Raw genomic sequence first — 16,855 nt, 5'->3', positions numbered from 1 at the left:
TCCTTTAGCAGAATTCCAGGTTGTGGAGTCTATTAAGCAGTCTGCCCTCGAAGCTTCTTTCATCAAATGCAATAAAGCCCGGTTTGGCCAATGGGCCTGCTTTTCGTTCCGAAATAACTTCGAATGCTTCTTTATTCATATATGCTCCAAGGAATTCATTATCTTTACTTCTCATTACATACATATTTTCAGGAGACAGGCAGCTGGAAATACGGGATCCATCAATTAGAACAAATGACTGCTCCTCAACTCCGGCCTGATATGCTGATTCTGCTCCTTTGTCACTTACTGTAAGAGTAAGATCCTTTAATGAGCTACCGGCTATAAATAAATCTGTAATCCATTTTTCATTTAACAGGTACTTCCCGCCTGCATTCTCCGCTTTTACCCAATGGGCAAGGAGCGGCACTCCCGGCAATAACGCGAAATACTGTGTATATTCAAGGCCTTTCCATATGGAGTGATGGACAACTTTCGTACTGATGGCCAATGTAGACCATTCGTTTCCATACGAATCTTTAACACTGGTAAATTCAGCAGAAGATGACTCCTTCAATAGCGAGAACACACTCATTTGCGATGGCACAGTTTTCATGCCGCCAGTCCATGGGTTCCACCATCCTTTGGCAACCGGTTCGGGAAAGGATGAATCAAGCCACTCCCTCTCTTTATAGGTTAATGAGAATAAGCCAGGATAAAAATCCGGTGCACCTTTTAAACTAATGATGCCATTATCCATGATATAAACAGTCTTGCCGCCATGCTCTTCCGTAAGCATACGGACATTACCCCGGGGCACAAGCAGAAGTTCCCTTACTTGCTTCTTTTCACTGTCAAGGGTAATTTCAGCATTTATAATAGATAGAGGTTCCGTATCCTTAATAGGAAAATTGGATTTGAACACACTTAATTCCTGTTCTTGACTGAAATTTGAGGTTTGTTTTTTATCTGTATTTAAATATAAATCAATAGTGCCATTAAGATAACTAGAACGATATGTTTTAAGAGTGAATTCTGCTGTATCCTGTTCTTTTGCAACTGGATTTCCCCTATTGATAATTAGTGCTTTTTCATGGTAAACATTTTTTTCATACTCTGTCCCGACACCTGCAAAATGCCGCATTTCTTCCCATGTCCGGAAAGCTCCTATTGATAAATAGCCAGGTGCCAATACTATCTGATTTCCCGATTCAATGCAGCCAGTTTCCTGCTGATAGTAAAATTGCCACCCATCAGGATTGGACTTCGCATTTTTCGGCCAGCAGAATCCAACCGGCTCGCCGTTATGATCGGCGAAAAACCAATTTTCGGTTATACCTGATAACTCCATGAACCCCAATTCTTTTATGTCAGAAAACTCGATTACTTCATTATCCAGGGGGAAATACGGCTTCTGCATTTCATAATATAACGGCTGGCTGAAATACAGATTCTCATATTTTTCATCCCCTTCGTTTGTCAATTCAGCCCATATTTTAACAAGGCCTTCACCATATAGGGATGTATACAATGATACAAGAATACCTGTAAATGCTTCAGACTTGAATACCAATTTGAAAGTGATTGCCGTGTCATCTGTAAACCACTCTGCTGCCGCCGGCTTTGCCTTTGAAAATTCAGCTGAAAAGGGTTTCCCAAGTTTAGGAGCAAAAAACGCGAAAGGCTGGTTAACACTTTCGTTCCTGCCAGCCGTTATTTTATAATCCAATTTACGGATATTCACCTGGCAGATTCCATTGCAGATATGCCAATAATCCTTTGACTCTCCCCCGAACTTTTGACCGAAGCTTTTAATGGGGATGCCCATTGAGCTGCATGAAAAAGCGAGTTCGTCTCCATTCTCCTTTGTTGCCAATATTGCCATTTCCGGCTGATAAAAGCCATATTTTTTAACAATGAAAGGCACCTTCAGCAACTTACGCCCTTTTTTGTGAAGCTCTATTCTAAAGTCCCGCTCTTCTAATTCGACAAGATCACTTACAGGAAATGAAAGGTGAAATACGGCGTCTTCTTCAAGGTTGTTCTCAACCTCAATTTCCAATTCAGCTTCCTGATTTATAAACCTGAGATTCCCTTTTGAACCGCCTGTAATTTTGGCTGGCTGCTTAGGCAGCAGACCAAGGCGCAATTCACACTCCTCACCATTTACCCACACCTTAACTTCTAATGAAGGATGCGTTTTCCAGATACTAGGCTCTTCCCCTTCATGCACTATGAATTGTCCGGTAATTACCGCGTCACTCTCGGCCATCAGGTCATGTTCGAAAACAGCTTCGACTCTTCCCTGGTTATTGCCTTCAGCCTTAAAAGAAACAGGAACTCCCGTCTTATTGATGAGTTTGAGCTGGAAATTTTGGATTTCATTTTCGATTACTTCATGATGATCCATGGATAGTTCTAGAAGGTAATCATCCGTTTCTATTAAACTGATTCCTCTGCCCGTTCTTTCAAACCTGACTCTTGCAGACACTTCACCGTTCTCCCATAAATACTCGTAAAATGTAAAGCCGCTTTCTTTGATTCCATCTGGCTTCACGTCAATTTCTCTCATGCTGCTGCTATACCAATCAAGCTTTTCGAAGGCAGGTTTCAAAAGCTGTGTCTGATGAACAGCCGGAATAAAATTCATTAAGTGTGTTGTATCATCTCTGTCTTCCCAGAAGAAACCGCATTTTTTGTAAAGCGGGACAGCTTTCACATTTCCTGGCCATGTATACAAGTCAAGGCGCGGCCAGCCCAATTCAATTGTTTTTTGCAGCGCTTTCAGCACAAGCATCTTTCCTATTTTCCGTCCATGGTAATCCGGCCTTACATTTAAAAGAGGGATGTATAGGGATCCCGTATCTTCTTTATATTCCGATAACCCGCAATAGCCTACGACCTCTTCACCATCCAGCGCTAAGTATAAAGTAATATTGCCATTATTCGCTTCCTTCGTTTTTACTTGTTCTTCAGTCATTACACTGGTATCTCCGCCCCAGCTGTCTCTGCTCAAGTTCCACATTTTTGCTATTCCTGCCGCAAAGCCCTCATGATACTCTGCAATGACTATTTTGTCTGTACTTTGAATCATACCTTTGTCCTCCTGACTAGGTTACGTCTTGTCTACCCTTCTCAATTCCTTTTCCTTCAATGATAACCAAAACCATTTGCCTCTCCTCCTTTTGATATTATTCGGAATGTTTTTCCATTCCTTCTTAATCGTATTATCAGAGCAAGTGATTGTAAATACAATTTTGAATTTTCCGTATAAATTCCATACGAAAAAAGCGCCTTGCTATTTTCGGCAAGACGCATTCATATTAAATATAGACTTTTCTTAAAGCTTTCATCGAAGCGGTCATATAAGTGATCATTTCATTCAGATCATCTATCTGTTCTTCATGAATAAGCCGGTTAAAAGAAATGACGGTTTCTGTTTCGGCCAAGGCCTTCATATTTTCAGGGTTGTATTTTACAGTCTGTTCGACCTTCCGTCCACTGCCCCAGATATGATGCAGAACTTCACGGATTTGCAGAAATGCTTTTGAATCTTGTGGATGCTTAATTGTAAATTTTACATTAATCCGGCAGCCTGCCAGCTTCTCAGATTTCCCTTGAGGCAATAGCTCAGCTGCGAGATTATCCAATCCCGCTTCCATTGTAAAGGTACAGAAAATCTCTGCCAGCCCTTTTGCAATGTCTGTGAAAGTAATGTCATACCTCCGGCTCATTTTAGCTGAGTTTAATATGTCATTTCGATCAACGATTCTTATTTCACCGTCCAGATCCCGGTCATAGAATCCGCCTTCCATTACAACCTTCATATTCTCAAAGGCCGTTGGGTCAAACATGGGCTAATTCCCCCTTAAAATAGGCCGACAGCATTCCCATCTTCATCTACATCCATGTTCATGGCTGCAGGGGCTTTAGGCAATCCAGGCATAGTCATCACATCACCGGTGAGTGCTACAATGAATCCTGCACCAATAGATGGCTTCAGCTCGCGTATAGTAATGGTAAAATCTGATGGCCTTCCAAGCTTTGAAGGATCATCAGATAATGAATATTGTGTTTTAGCCATACAAACCGGCAGGACGCCCCAGCCAAAGCTTTCAAAGTCTTTTATCTGCTTTTTGGCTTTAGTTGAGTATTCCACTTTGCTTGCACCATAAACCGTCTGGGCTACTGTTAGAATTTTCTCCTCAAGAGGCAAAGATAAATCATATAGGTGGCTGAAATTCGCTGCTTTTTCATCCAAAATTCCCAGGAGCTTCTCGGCCAGCTCAATTCCTCCCTGCCCGCCTTTTTCCCAAACCTCTGTCAGCGCCACTGGCATGCCGGCCTCACTGCAAAGTTCTGTAAGGACCTCTATTTCATTCTCGCTATCGGAAATAAACCGGTTAATAGCCACTACATACGGAAGGCCAAAACTTTCAATTGTTTCAATATGCTTTTTTAAATTAGCAAAGCCTTTAGTGAGTGCTTCAGTATCTTCTTTGCCCAATTCTGCTTTTGACAAGCCGCCATGCATTTTTAGAGCACGGATTGTAGCTACAATCACCACTGCTTCAGGGTCAATGCCCTCTGTTCTGGCTTTAATATTTAAAAACTTTTCAGCACCAAGATCCGCGCCAAAACCGGCTTCTGTCACTACATAGTCAGCCAGCTTGGAGGCAGCGGCAGTTGCAATCACACTGTTGCACCCATGAGCAATATTTGCAAACGGGCCGCCATGAACCAATGCCGGTGTATGTTCAATTGTCTGCACCAGATTAGGTTTGACTGCTTCTTTAAGAAGCAAGGTAAGAGCTCCTTCCACTCCAAGATCGGCTACTGTTACCGGCTGTTTATCATAATTGTATGCTATCACCATTTTCCCCAGTCTTTCCTTCAAGTTCTGAAGGTCGGAGGCAAGGCATAGGACGGCCATAATTTCTGAAGCCACAGTGATATCAAATCCATCTTCTCTCGGAACACCTTGTACAGGCCCTCCAAGGCCAATGACTATTTTTCTTAATGCACGGTCGTTCAAATCCAGGGCACGCTTCCATACTATCCTTCTCTGGTCAATATTTAACAGATTCCCCTGCTGGAGGTGATTATCAATCAGGGCAGCCAATGCATTATTGGCTGTAGTGATTGCGTGAAGATCACCGGTAAAATGCAGATTGATGTCTTCCATCGGCAGAACCTGCGAATACCCTCCGCCGGTTGCTCCGCCTTTGATTCCCATAGTTGGCCCAAGAGAAGGTTCCCTCATCGCGACCATAGCTTTTTTGCCAAGTCTGTTGAAAGCATCGGCAAGACCGACTGTTACTGTGGATTTTCCTTCTCCTGCAGGTGTCGGATTAATGGAGGTGACAAGAATTATTTTTCCGCTTTCTTTCGTACTTAATTTCTTTAAGGTATCAGCGGATAATTTTGCTTTATACTTGCCGAAAAGCTCCAGATCATCCTCTAAGAGCCCGATTTTTTCAGCTATTTCCGCAATAGGCTTCATTGCAGATGCCTGGGCAATTTCAATGTCTGATTTTACAATCGGTTTCACATTCATTTTTATCCCCCTAGAATCCAATATGTATAGGTTCCTTACAGCTATATTGTACCATCCCCGAATCGAAATATTGTCATTTACTTTTGATATTTTCGCATTTTCACACAGTGAAGCATTGATACAATTTCGAATCGTCTTTATAATAAGTTTAATTGAATTTTTGCACAGGGAGATGATCACTTGCCAATAAAAATTCCTAAGCTGCTTCCTGCAAGGGAGATCTTAGAGGAAGAAAATATATTTATCATGGATGAGGACCGTGCCAAACAGCAGGATATTCGCCCATTAAATATCCTCATCCTGAATTTGATGCCTGAAAAAGAAAAAACCGAAGCACACCTTTTAAGACTCCTTGGAAATACGCCTTTACAGGTGAACATCTCGTTTTTAAAAACTGCCACACATCAATCAAAAAATACCAGTCCTATGCATCTCGAACAATTCTATACTACGTTTGAGCAAGTCCGAAACCGCAAATTTGACGGGATGATCATAACTGGAGCACCTGTAGAGCTTCTCGACTTTAAAGAAGTGGACTATTGGGAGGAACTAACCGTAATAATGGAGTGGACGAAAACGAATGTTACTTCCACCCTGCATATATGCTGGGGAGCACAGGCAGCGTTATTCTATCACTTTGGAATCGGAAAATATGAGCTGCCTGAAAAGTGCTCAGGCGTTTACCTTCATGAAGTTCATGACAGAAGCGAGAAATTATTGAGAGGATTCGATGACATCTACTTTGCTCCGCATTCGCGCCATACTGATGTTTATACAGAGCAACTGCTGAAACACCCGGAAGTCAAGCTCCTGTCATCATCTGAGGAAGCGGGTCCTTTCATCATGAGTGCCAACGGCGGAAGACAAATCATGGTAACAGGACACCTGGAATATGAAGCAGGCACACTTGCGGAAGAATACACAAGAGACAGAACCAGAGGCCTGCAGGTCCCTATGCCAAAACACTATTTCCCGAATAATGATCCCGGCAGAAACCCCCATAATAAATGGCGGTCACATGCCCATTTAATGTTTTCCAACTGGCTGAACTACTATGTTTACCAGGAAACTCCTTATGATTGGGATTAATAGTGCAGTGAACGGATAACTTAATTTGCAGCAAAGCATGAAAAAAGCCGGTATTTGAGAGGTTTGCCCCTCTCAAATACCGGCTTTTCCTTATGATTGCTGAGCATAATACACTTCTTCAAATGGCTGAACTACTACAAAGCCGTTGCCTGAAAACTTCATTTGGATCGACTCTCCGCTTCCTCTTCCAAGGAACGTTTTAAATGAGATATCTGTCACAAATTCCGGCTGCAGTGTACCTGACCATGCAACTGTCGCATTTGGATCCGTATACACCGGATTATCAGGAGTAACCAAGAGTGTCAGCGGCTCATAGTGAGAAGTGATAGCCACCATTCCTGTTCCTTCTAAACGGACGTTGAACAAACCTCCTGCAAGCATGCCTGCCATCCTCTTCATTAACTTAATGTCCCAGCTGATGGAAGGCTCGAATGCAAGCAGATCATTCCCATTTACAAAGATGGCATCTCCATCGAGATTCAGAATTGAAATTTTCTTTCCTTGGTCTGCAAGGTACAGCTTTCCGTTGCCCGTAGCTTTCATTAAAGCTGCCCCTTCTCCAGTAAGTGCCTTTTTAAACATTTTTCCTAAGCCATGCTCGAGTATCCCCTCGCGTTCAAACTTAATTTGGCCGCGGTAGGAAACCATCCCGCCTGCTTTAGCCCAAACCTGGCTGGTTAAATTAATTTCGAGCATCCTTGGTGTTTCAAGTTCAAATAATCCTTCTCCTTTATCCTGCTGTTTTGTCTGCTTTACAAACTCTTCAATTGAATATCTGCTCATTCTCTTCCCATCCCTTCATTTTTCCTGTTTTCAAGCATAAAGATCCACATAAAAGATAATGATTGCTTTAGCTCATCCGTCAGCGAGCCTTTTGAAAGCTGGTCTGATGCTTTTTTATAAACACCAAGTTCATCAATCTTTGACCATCCGTTTTCTTTTGCAAGCCGTTCAAACTCCCACGGCATCATGGTATTGCAGATAACTTTTTCCTTATAAAGCCTGCGGTAGCTGTTAGCCCTGGGTGCAGCTGTTGGACCAAGAATGCCTATACATGCCCTTCCGCCCGGCTTAACAGTTCGCCGAATTTCTTTTAATACATCCAGCGGGCTCTCTGTCCATTCCAGTGAATTGATGGCAAGGACCGCATCAAGTGCATTCTCTTCAAGGGTAAGATCTGAAATGTCTTCTTTCTTAAATACCGCACCTGTTTTTTCGTTCAATTTTTCTGCTTTATGTATCATCTCTTCAGAGACATCAATCCCGATAACTTTATAGCCAGCCAAAGCAAGTTTATATGAACCATACCCATCACCGCATCCAAGGTCACATACGGCAGATCCCTTTTTGACATGCTTTTCGAAGAAGGAGATGATATCCTTTCGGCTCCCTTCCTCCCACATTGCTGCACTCTTTGCATTCCATGATTCCGAATTTTCATCCCAAAGCCTCTCTGCTTCTGCAGACCAGTTAAAAGTGCTCATCATATCCCCCCGTGTATGCATACGATTGTTCATTAAAAAGTTCCCAATATTTTAAATTCGCTAAGATTATCAAAAATACCTCTGATTATAAAATGTTAAAAAAGTCAACAATACTGATAGAAAATGAATAAGGAGTGTTTATATGAACGGTGAACAGCTGACTGCAGTCTACAGAAACAACAATGAAGAGATTATTTCATTCCAGACTTCCGGAGGAAGGATCATTTCTTATCGGAAAGCACTATTGGAGGCTAAAGAAGGCTTGATTGAAGGTATTCAAATTTATGAAAACGAAGATGGTTCGATATATCTGAATCCTTCCTTTGCGTCATCTTTTGATGATTTTCCCAGCTTCTATTAAAAAAGTCCGGTGCATGAAAAAAACCTGACGAAAGCAGTCAGGTTTTTACTGTTCTTCCTCATTTTTACGCTGGATTTCCCTCAGCACTCCAATGCGGCTATCATCCTCTTCAAAAACTGAACCAAGTCGCCAACCCTATCGATGGCATCCCAGCTCAGGTGATGTTCAATGCCTTCCACATCTTCATAAATATTTTCTTCTTTAACTCCAATAATACGCAGGAGCTGTTCTAAAAGCTCATGCCGATATACAAGCCTCTTGCCGACTTTTTTCCTTTTGGCGTTAAAATAAGCCCTCGATACTTTTCATAAACTAGATACTCATCCTTATCAAGCTTCTGAACCATTTTTGTCACAGAAGAGGGATGTACAGAGAGAGCCTCGGCAATATCAGAAACTCTGGCATATCCTTTGTCCTCGATTAACATATATATTTGTTCAATGTAATCTTCCATACTTGGTGTTGGCATTACGCAACCTCCTGCCAATTAGAAAAGCGCAAGCGCCTTGCCCACCCCCGACAAACACAAGACGAGCCTATCAGAAAGGCGTTCTTTGCCTCTTTGGGAGGATTGACTTGTGATCTCGAGGGGGTAGCCGCTCGAGCTAGACCATTCTCAAAATTCAAAGATATAAATTCAGATATTATAAATGCGCAGAGCGCCATGTCCACTTTATTTCATTCATTAACAATTATAAGACTTTAACGATTTTACTACAGTTGGAAAATGGAGACAAGGAAATTCGCTGCAGCAAGCAAATTCAGGTCTTTTGCGGGAAGAGAAATTTGACTCTATTCTCCTGTCGGTCCCAGGTTAATTTAGCTGAAAATGTTTTATCCTTTCCTTTGCTTGTAAAACCTTCAACTAAGTCTGTTTCCCCATCCTTCAGTAGCTGTTTGATCAGTTTCTGAGTCATCGTCTTGCCCATAATGCTTTTGGAAATAGTGAAAGTGCATTTTGTTTTATTATAATTGGAGCAGCCATAAAAGCTCCCCTTATCAACAGCTTTACCATCACACAGCATGCATTTGCCCAGATTGACTGCTCTTTTTTGCTTGAATTTCCCGGGCGTGAACCCCTCTTTATCTTCCTCAGAGAATGTCCACTTTCCCGCATGTTCAATGGAGGCGGAAATCAAATGGCCAACCATTTTATTGGTTTGCTCCATGAATTGTTTGGGGGATGCCTGACCATCCGAAATATCCTTCAGCCGCTGTTCCCATTTGGCTGTCATTTCTGGAGAAGCCAGTATTTCTGTGCCTATTGCTTCTATCAGGATTTTTGCTTTTGAGTTTGCATATACAAGATTCTTCTTTATATCAATGTATTTGCGCTCCTTCAGCATTGTGATGATTCCCGCCCTTGTAGCTTCCGTTCCAAGGCCTTCCGTCTTCATCAGGACCTTCTCAAGTTCCTTATCTTCGATTTGCTTCCCGGCCGTTTTCATCAGTGTAATCAGCTGGCCTTCCGTATACCTTTTTGGCGGCTGGGTTTTGCTTTCTTTTACATCCGCCTTTAACACTGTACCTTGATCACCCGCCTGCAATAAAGGCAGAATCGGTTCCTTTTCCTTCTCCTGCTGCGGAATCACTTTTCTCCAGCCTTCTTCAAGCTGTACTTTTCCCTTGGATAAAAACAAAGCTCTTCCATCTGCAAGGGTTTTAATAGTTGTATATTCTGTTACAGCTTTTCCATAATGTGCAGCTATTAAGCTCCTAACGATCAGGTCATAGAGAATTTTTTCATCCGAAGATAATCTTACCAGGTCGGGCACTTGTTCGGTCGGAATAATGGCATAGTGATCAGTTACCTTTTTATCATTCACATACCGTTTATTCTGCAAAATCGAGCTTGAAGGCAAAGGGAAAAATTCCTTATACTCATCTTTTGTTTCCATTTTCCTGAGGATCTCCGGAAACATTTCCGCTTCTCCTTCTGTTACATGCCTGGAATCTGAGCGAGGATATGAAACGATTCCTTTTTGATAAAGCTTCTGCAATACATCAAGTGTTTTTTTGGGCGGGAATTTGAATCTGCGGTTGGTTTCTGCCTGCAATGCAGAAAGGTTATAAAGCATCGGCGGCAGGAATTCTTTTTTTCGGCCTGCACATCTTCTACCTGTGCATCTTTGTCCCTGCAGAATGCCGCAATCTTTTCGGCAAGCTCCTTCGTCTTAATTCTTGATTCCCCATCTTTTTCCCACTTGCCGGTATATTTTTTCCCGTTTACTTTAAACTGTGCATTTACTTCCCAGAAAGGTTCGGAAACAAAATTCTGGATTTCCTGTTCCCTTTTTACGATTAAAGCTAAAGTGGGAGTCTGAACCCTTCCTACTGAAAAAACATCCGAGAAGCCTTTCTGCTGCAGAAGAAGACTGTATAATCGTGAAGCATTCATGCCAACGATCCAGTCGGCACATGCTCTCGTATAGGCTTCATAATATAAGTTCCTTGTGTCACTTTCATCCAGCAGGGTAAGAAACCCTTCCTTTATGGCTTTAGGAGTCAAGGAAGAGATCCAGAGCCTTTTCATGGGCACTCTGGTACCGGTAAGCCTTAGAATATTCCGGATGATAAGCTCGCCTTCTCTCCCTGCATCACCAGCATGGATAATTTCTGTTAAGTTAGGATTAGAAGCAAGCTGTTTGATTATATTAAATTGTTTTGCTTTATCCTTTGTCACTTCATATTGAAATTGCTCCGGAATTATGGGCAATGTATCCAATGACCACTTTTTCCAATCCTTCTTGTATTTTTCAGGGGCAGACAGCTGGCATAGGTGGCCTATAGCCCAAGTAACATGAGCCCCTTGGGGAAATATATCGTTCGGAAGGATCTCAATATATCCCTGGTGTTTCTTCATTTTAAAAACAGAAGCCAGCGTCATACCCTGATCGGGTTTTTCCGCGATTATCAATTTCATACTTTAGCTCCCTTTGCATTGTAGAACAAATTGTAGACATCTATTTTAATATTAACCTAAAAATTTAGCAAAGGGAGTTAAAATACCTATATAGTTATGAAATTTTTAAAACAATCTGTTCCGCTAAGCAAAACAAAAGAAGAATCCCCTGACAGGATTCTCCTCCGTTACTTACCTTTTTAGAATAAAGCTTGTTTGTGCAGGTACTTCAATTGTTTTTGACTGATATATCTTTAGGGTTTTTATCCCTGCCTGTTTTCCGTCTGCAAGCAAATGCCAAGGGCCCTTGCCTGGAAGTGTTATTTTGGCTGTTTCTGTATTTGCATTATGGATTACAACAATCTCTTTCGCTCTATCTTTTAGGCCTTTTGCATCCAGTCTATATGCCACCGTATTATCTGGGGCATCAATAAATTCAAGCTTTGATTGAATATCCTCAGCTGATGTCATTCTAAACGATTTATAATGCTTTCTGAGCTTAATCAGACCTTTAAAATAGTCTACTTCCCCGCTGAAATCTGTTCGGCGGTCCCAGTCTAACTGATTTACACTGTCAGGGGATTTATAGCTGTTGTGATCCCCGTATTTTGTCCGCATGAATTCCTGGCCTGCATGAACAAAGCTGATTCCTTGGGATGTCAGTATAATGGAAGATGCCAATTTATGCATTTTCTTTCTTGATTCCTCCGCTGCGTCTGGATTAGTCAGTTCAAGCTTATCCCAAAGAGTGTGGTTATCATGCGCCTCAGCATAGGTAACCGCCTGTTCAGGATCTTTGTATGTGGCCATAGTGCCCGGATATTCCAATCCTGCTGCAATTCCTTGCTGAACAAAGTTTTCCATGCCTTGTTTGCCATTTACAAAACCTTTATCCAGTTCATCAAACACACTGCCTTTTAAACCATCCCGGATGCCATCGTTGAAATGGCCAATGCCAGGCATATCTTCGGCATTTTTCTGATTGGCCTTTCTTTCAGCTGCCAGTGGTGTGTTTAAATCCCATCCCTCCCCAATGATAATGATAGTAGGATCAATTTTATCCAATGCCTTTCTTACTTTATTCATTGTTTCAGTATCATGAATGCCCATCAGATCGAAGCGGAATCCATCAAGATTATATTCCTCAGCCCAATATGCAACAGAGTCGACGATAAATTTCTGCATCATTTTTCTTTCCGAAGCTGTATCATTGCCGACTCCTGTGCCATTGGCAAGTGTTCCATCTTCGTTATAGCGGAAATAGTAGCCTGGAACAAGCTTATGGAAACTGGATTCATTTACTGCAAATACATGATTATACACAACATCCATTACAACCCGCAGCTGCTCTTTATGGTATTCCTGAATCATTGTCTTCAATTCTGTAATTCTTGCAGCTGGATCATAAGGATCAGTAGAATACGAGCCTTCCGGCACATTATAGTTTTTAGGATCATAGCCCCAGTTATATTGTGGTTCGTCCAGTTTTGTTTCATCAACTGTCCGGTAGTCATAAATCGGAAGGAACTGAACATGTGTGACTCCAAGATCTTTTATATGATTTAAACCTGTTTTTTCTCCTTTTGAATTTAAAGTGCTTTTCTCAGCAGCTCCAAGGAACTTCCCCTTATGCTTAATGCCGCTGTCCTCATGAATCGAAAGGTCCCGTATATGAACTTCATAAATGATGGAGTCCTCTGGATTCTTTAACTTCGGCTTCTGTTTATTCCACTTTTTAGGGTCGGTTGAATCCAGATCCATCACAACGCCCCTGTCGCCATTCACTGTTACAGCCCGGACATAGGGATCAGTCGCTTCTGTCCATTCCCCTCCGATTTTAACTTTATAATTGTAAATCAGCCCATTTTGATTACCTTTTAGAACAGTTGTCCAGGTTCCTTTTTCACCTCTATTAAGAGGCAGTTCTTCAGCAGTCTGATCATCCCAGCTGTCATAAAGCACTATCGATGCTTCACTTGCTGTAGGAGCCCAAAGCCTGAAGGAGGTTTGATTTTTCGCATACTGGTTTCCCAGCTTCCCATCATAATAGAAAGCATCATCAAATTCCTTTGATCTGACAATATCCCCAATCTTCACCTCTGCCTCTCCGAATGAAACTGCAGAAATTTTATATGATTGCCTGAAATCTAGTTTATCTTCTGTTATCACTCTTACTTTATTTGTAAAATCCTTTTCCTCGTCCCCGTCAAAAGGAACAACTTCTTTAATATTGGCATTGTCAATTTCAATGATGGATTCCCAATCCCTCCACTGGAAAGGAAAATTGGTTTCAAGCGTAATCTGATTAAAAGTATCCATAGAAGCATTCACTATTTTTGGATCTTTTTCAATATAGGCTGGATTGTAATAAATTCTTTCTGTTCCCTGAACAATCCATATTTCTGCATTCCCATTTTCATCGAACTTTGTAATAAAGCGATCACTAAATTCCTTGCCTGCCCAGTCATTTCCTTCTATGCTCTTCCTGACTATAAATCCGGCCTTTGTCATACCTTCCGGATTTTCAAGCTCAAATTCAGCAACTTTCCCAAAATCATCTTCTGCTGCAAAATCAACTCTTTTGCCATCTTTGCCTTCTGGCCAAGTCCATAAATTCCAGCCTTCATAATTACCGTCATATCGAAAGTAGTGGAGTTTTACCTTCACCCTTTCAAATGCTGGAAAGTCCCTGTACTCACCATCAGGCGGTGATGTATATGTATGTTCATCGCCTGCTTTTACCCATACTTCATCATTGCCGCTCTGTACATTGATGAATCGGTCTCCCCATCCTTCTCCCAGCTGTCAGTACGGACAATAAACCCAACTTCATCATGGATTCCAGGGAGTACAATCTCTGCAGTGAGTCCAAATTCATCTTCACCAGTGAATTCAAAAGCCTGACCTTCGCCATCTTTAGGCCATACCCATAAATTCCAATCTTTCGCATTGCCCTCTGCAGGCTGATAATGGATAGTGACTGCCGTAGTCTGATCGAGCCCTTGTGTCGTTTTTTTAGCTGATGCAATCGTTTGCATGAATGGGGATAAAAAATTGGATGCCGCCAATATTATAGCAGCGGCCAGAAAAATAAACTGTTTATACCCTCTCAACATAAGTCCTCCTTTGCAAATTGTTTAAAGTTTCCTGCAATTATATATTAATCCATGCAGGAAAGCGTTTGCATAAGGCGGAAGACCCTGTGATTTATTACCTAATAAATTTGCTTGCAATAAGAAAAGCGCAAGCGCCTTGCAGTAAGAACGCCATATCTCTCAAAAGCTGCCTATTTTGGTCGTGCGGTGTGTATACCGTCGAAGCCTTCCTTAACCTGTGGGCATCAAGCACACGACGAGCCTCTCGGAAAGGAGTTCTTTCCCTTTTTTCGGAGGCTGCCCTACATGTAGAGGCGACTGCACAGGGACGACAAGCATAAGACGAGCCCTGCAAGAAGTGTACTTTCCTTGGAAGGGATTGGCTAGTCTTTCGTCACTAGGAGCCGCAACTAGACAGCCTTGTGACCTCGAGGGGCAGGCGCTCCTCCTAAAAGCTGACACTTTTAGTCGTGCGATGATAAAGCTGTCGTTGCATTCCTTGTGGAGCTGGAAAGTTATCGACGACCAAAATTTTTTTCTATCAAAAAAATGGCTTTTGCCGATCATTCTTTAAGATAGCGCTTTATTGTCAGGTTTTTTTGGATGTACCATTTATTTTCTGTAACAATGTTTGCGACCGTCAAAATCATGGATGGAATTTTCTCAACATTAAATACAATGATGCCTAATTGGTCATTCATAATAAGAAATGACTCTCCATGTGAGTATAGAGGGAGATCCTTGCCAAGCTGCAGGATCGAGCTGATGATGGCCTGCTTCTCTTCTGCTTCTATTTGGATGTTGGGTGAAAACCTCAAGATCCAATCTTGATTCTCAATGGAAAACCGATACATTTTCCTCACCCTTTGCCAACAAGATAATTAATAATTAATATGAGAAAATCTCTAATTTATGTTATCAATTCACTAGTGAACATTGCATTTCACTCTCAAATAAACAAAAGTTGAAATATTTTAAATATTTTATTGTTTTTTTTAAAAAAGCGTTTTAATTCCTTGACGGAAAGTGCCCATTCATGTATATTATAATCATCATTTAACAGAATATATTTCCGTTATTAGATAAAAATATCTGCTCTATGTTTTGTTAGGTGGTAATATTCATCTAAGGCACAAGATGTGTCTTGACAGGCTTAGGAGGAAAAGTAAACATGCAAAACGGTAAAGTAAAATGGTTCAACAATGAAAAAGGTTTCGGTTTCATCGAAGTTGAAGGCGGAGACGATGTATTCGTTCACTTCACTGCTATCCAAGGTGAAGGTTTCAAATCTTTAGAAGAAGGCCAGGAAGTTTCTTTCGAAATCGTTGAAGGAAACCGCGGACCTCAAGCTGCAAACGTTGTAAAACTATAATTCAAATATAACGATAAAAAGGCTGGCACCTGCCAGCCTTTTATTTTTCCTGATTTATGAAAGCTTGCTGCCTATTGATTTAATTTTCTCACCTACAGTGCACTCTGTAATGCAAAATCGATGGGCATATCTGCGCCCTCTTTCCTCTTTATGATGCTTATGAAGGAAGCAGTCTTTGCAGTAACTGATTATCAGCTCCTCCACTTCATTAATAATTTCCTTCCTGCTCAAACGATTCACGCCTTCCTTATATCGGATTATATGATCTGCATTTTGCTGTTAATAAACTTCCCCTGCAGTGCCTGACCGGCCAATTTATCTGCTTCTTTATTTTCATTGCGCGGAATGGGTCTATATCTTGGCAGAATACCAAGCTTTTTAATCTTTTCTTCAATTCGGTCAAGCCAGCGGTTTAAATTTTCTTCATAACATGGCCATTCACCTTCAAGCTGTTTCAACACTACCTGGGAATCACCTTTGAATTCACAAGTCATATGATGAACGCCCATTTCTTCGAGCAGGTTGAGAGTGTAATAAATGGCCGCATATTCTGCTTCATTATTATTATCCATCTCATCAAATAGCTCATTTGCCCTCACACGGTACTTTTTTTGCCCTGTTTAAAATATATTACTGCACCGAGCCCAGCCTGACTGGTTTCTTTATTAAATCCCCCATCAAAAAATACGGTAATATCGTGGGGATCCTCTTCCACTTCCATTAGAAGTTTTCTCATTTCCTTTGTGCTCCATGAAGTGCCAGCTTCATCATAGTAAATTATTTCTTTGCCCTTCCCTGATTTTTCAATATCTTCTCCAGCCTGCAAGGCCGATTCACCGTCAATCCAGTCTGAAGTAAATAATATATCCTCATTACCTTTAAGTTTATATTTCCATTCCAATTTATATTTCATTAAGGTCAGCCTTTCTGTACTTTATTAGCTGGTCATCATTATTAGAACTGTTTGCAATAGTTGGACTTATTATACTTTACTCAGTTTATTACTAACTGAGTAT

The 16,855-nt window shown here is 41.4% G+C and carries 11 protein-coding genes and 4 pseudogenes; 3 read left to right on the top strand and 12 right to left on the bottom strand.

Going from position 1 to position 16,855, the window contains the following annotated elements; genetic code table 11:
- Nucleotides 1-4 precede the first annotated feature (4 nt).
- The 3 genes from M5V91_RS02075 to M5V91_RS02065 form a co-directional block, all read right to left on the bottom strand.
- On the bottom strand, nt 5-3,073 hold the full coding sequence (locus M5V91_RS02075) for a GNAT family N-acetyltransferase (protein WP_251175473.1): 3,069 nt from the start codon (nt 3,071-3,073) through the stop codon (nt 5-7).
- A 229-nt stretch (nt 3,074-3,302) separates the two neighbouring features.
- Nucleotides 3,303-3,833, bottom strand: a complete 531-nt coding sequence (locus M5V91_RS02070; protein WP_009332644.1) for a hypothetical protein — start codon at nt 3,831-3,833, stop codon at nt 3,303-3,305.
- Nucleotides 3,834-3,847: 14 nt separating this feature from the next.
- Nucleotides 3,848-5,536: a formate--tetrahydrofolate ligase gene (locus tag M5V91_RS02065; RefSeq protein WP_009332645.1), complete on the bottom strand. Its 1,689-nt coding sequence runs from the start codon at nt 5,534-5,536 to the stop codon at nt 3,848-3,850.
- Nucleotides 5,537-5,716: 180 nt separating this feature from the next.
- Between M5V91_RS02065 and metA the strand changes: the two genes are divergently transcribed.
- The gene (metA, locus tag M5V91_RS02060) at nt 5,717-6,625 is read left to right on the top strand and encodes a homoserine O-acetyltransferase MetA (protein ID WP_009332646.1); all 909 of its coding nucleotides are present in this window, start codon (nt 5,717-5,719) and stop codon (nt 6,623-6,625) included.
- Between the two features lie 90 nt (nt 6,626-6,715).
- On the opposite strand, the gene M5V91_RS02055 is transcribed toward metA, so the two are convergent.
- Nucleotides 6,716-7,408, bottom strand: a complete 693-nt coding sequence (locus M5V91_RS02055; protein WP_009332647.1) for an AIM24 family protein — start codon at nt 7,406-7,408, stop codon at nt 6,716-6,718.
- The gene (locus M5V91_RS02050; RefSeq protein ID WP_009332648.1) at nt 7,405-8,109 is read right to left on the bottom strand and encodes a class I SAM-dependent methyltransferase; all 705 of its coding nucleotides are present in this window, start codon (nt 8,107-8,109) and stop codon (nt 7,405-7,407) included. Before M5V91_RS02050 ends, M5V91_RS02055 begins: the two co-directional genes overlap by 4 nt.
- 142 nt (nt 8,110-8,251) lie before the next feature.
- On the opposite strand from M5V91_RS02050, the gene M5V91_RS02045 reads away from it, so the two are divergent.
- Nucleotides 8,252-8,470 carry a DUF3892 domain-containing protein gene (locus tag M5V91_RS02045; RefSeq protein WP_009332649.1) on the top strand — a complete coding sequence of 73 codons (219 nt, stop codon included), beginning with the start codon at nt 8,252-8,254 and terminating at the stop codon, nt 8,468-8,470.
- A gap of 45 nt (nt 8,471-8,515) precedes the next feature.
- Here the strand turns inward: M5V91_RS02045 and mntR are convergent.
- From mntR to M5V91_RS02020, 5 genes and pseudogenes are all read right to left on the bottom strand, one after another.
- Nucleotides 8,516-8,939, bottom strand: a pseudogene (gene mntR, locus M5V91_RS02040) (transcriptional regulator MntR).
- Nucleotides 8,940-9,231: 292 nt separating this feature from the next.
- A pseudogene (locus tag M5V91_RS02035) lies at nt 9,232-11,393 on the bottom strand (DNA topoisomerase III).
- A 171-nt stretch (nt 11,394-11,564) separates the two neighbouring features.
- A pseudogene (gene pulA, locus M5V91_RS02030) lies at nt 11,565-14,027 on the bottom strand (type I pullulanase); the annotation flags it as partial.
- Nucleotides 14,028-14,110: 83 nt separating this feature from the next.
- Nucleotides 14,111-14,488 carry a pullulanase-associated domain-containing protein gene (locus tag M5V91_RS30855; RefSeq protein ID WP_284521688.1) on the bottom strand — a complete coding sequence of 126 codons (378 nt, stop codon included), beginning with the start codon at nt 14,486-14,488 and terminating at the stop codon, nt 14,111-14,113.
- Between the two features lie 542 nt (nt 14,489-15,030).
- Complete coding sequence (locus M5V91_RS02020; RefSeq protein WP_009332653.1) at nt 15,031-15,321, bottom strand: hypothetical protein; 291 nt, start codon at nt 15,319-15,321, stop codon at nt 15,031-15,033.
- Nucleotides 15,322-15,638: 317 nt separating this feature from the next.
- Here M5V91_RS02020 and cspD point away from each other — a divergent pair, with 317 nt between their 5' ends.
- Nucleotides 15,639-15,839 carry a cold-shock protein CspD gene (cspD, locus tag M5V91_RS02015; protein ID WP_009332654.1) on the top strand — a complete coding sequence of 67 codons (201 nt, stop codon included), beginning with the start codon at nt 15,639-15,641 and terminating at the stop codon, nt 15,837-15,839.
- Nucleotides 15,840-15,893: 54 nt separating this feature from the next.
- Here cspD and M5V91_RS02010 read toward each other — a convergent pair whose 3' ends face one another.
- Entirely contained in the window at nt 15,894-16,070 is a 177-nt protein-coding gene (locus M5V91_RS02010) for a zinc-finger domain-containing protein (protein ID WP_009332655.1), read from the bottom strand.
- A gap of 26 nt (nt 16,071-16,096) precedes the next feature.
- Nucleotides 16,097-16,752, bottom strand: a pseudogene (locus M5V91_RS02005) (ribonuclease H family protein).
- Between the last annotated feature and the right edge of the window lie 103 nt (nt 16,753-16,855).

Source organism: Cytobacillus pseudoceanisediminis, from assembly GCF_023516215.1.
In the GTDB taxonomy this organism is placed as follows: domain Bacteria; phylum Bacillota; class Bacilli; order Bacillales; family Cytobacillaceae; genus Cytobacillus; species Cytobacillus pseudoceanisediminis.
Note: the sequence above shows the minus strand (reverse complement) of the source record. Positions and strands in the feature narration are given on the sequence as shown.

Coding starts and splice junctions, on each gene's coding strand:
- M5V91_RS02075 (WP_251175473.1), bottom strand. CDS start 3,073: ATGATTCAAAGTACAGACAAAATAGTCATTGCAGAGTATCATGAGGGC.
- M5V91_RS02070 (WP_009332644.1), bottom strand. CDS start 3,833: ATGTTTGACCCAACGGCCTTTGAGAATATGAAGGTTGTAATGGAAGGC.
- M5V91_RS02065 (WP_009332645.1), bottom strand. CDS start 5,536: ATGAATGTGAAACCGATTGTAAAATCAGACATTGAAATTGCCCAGGCA.
- M5V91_RS02055 (WP_009332647.1), bottom strand. CDS start 7,408: ATGAGCAGATATTCAATTGAAGAGTTTGTAAAGCAGACAAAACAGCAG.
- M5V91_RS02050 (WP_009332648.1), bottom strand. CDS start 8,109: ATGAGCACTTTTAACTGGTCTGCAGAAGCAGAGAGGCTTTGGGATGAA.
- M5V91_RS02045 (WP_009332649.1), top strand. CDS start 8,252: ATGAACGGTGAACAGCTGACTGCAGTCTACAGAAACAACAATGAAGAG.
- M5V91_RS30855 (WP_284521688.1), bottom strand. CDS start 14,488: ATGTTGAGAGGGTATAAACAGTTTATTTTTCTGGCCGCTGCTATAATA.
- M5V91_RS02020 (WP_009332653.1), bottom strand. CDS start 15,321: ATGTATCGGTTTTCCATTGAGAATCAAGATTGGATCTTGAGGTTTTCA.
- cspD (WP_009332654.1), top strand. CDS start 15,639: ATGCAAAACGGTAAAGTAAAATGGTTCAACAATGAAAAAGGTTTCGGT.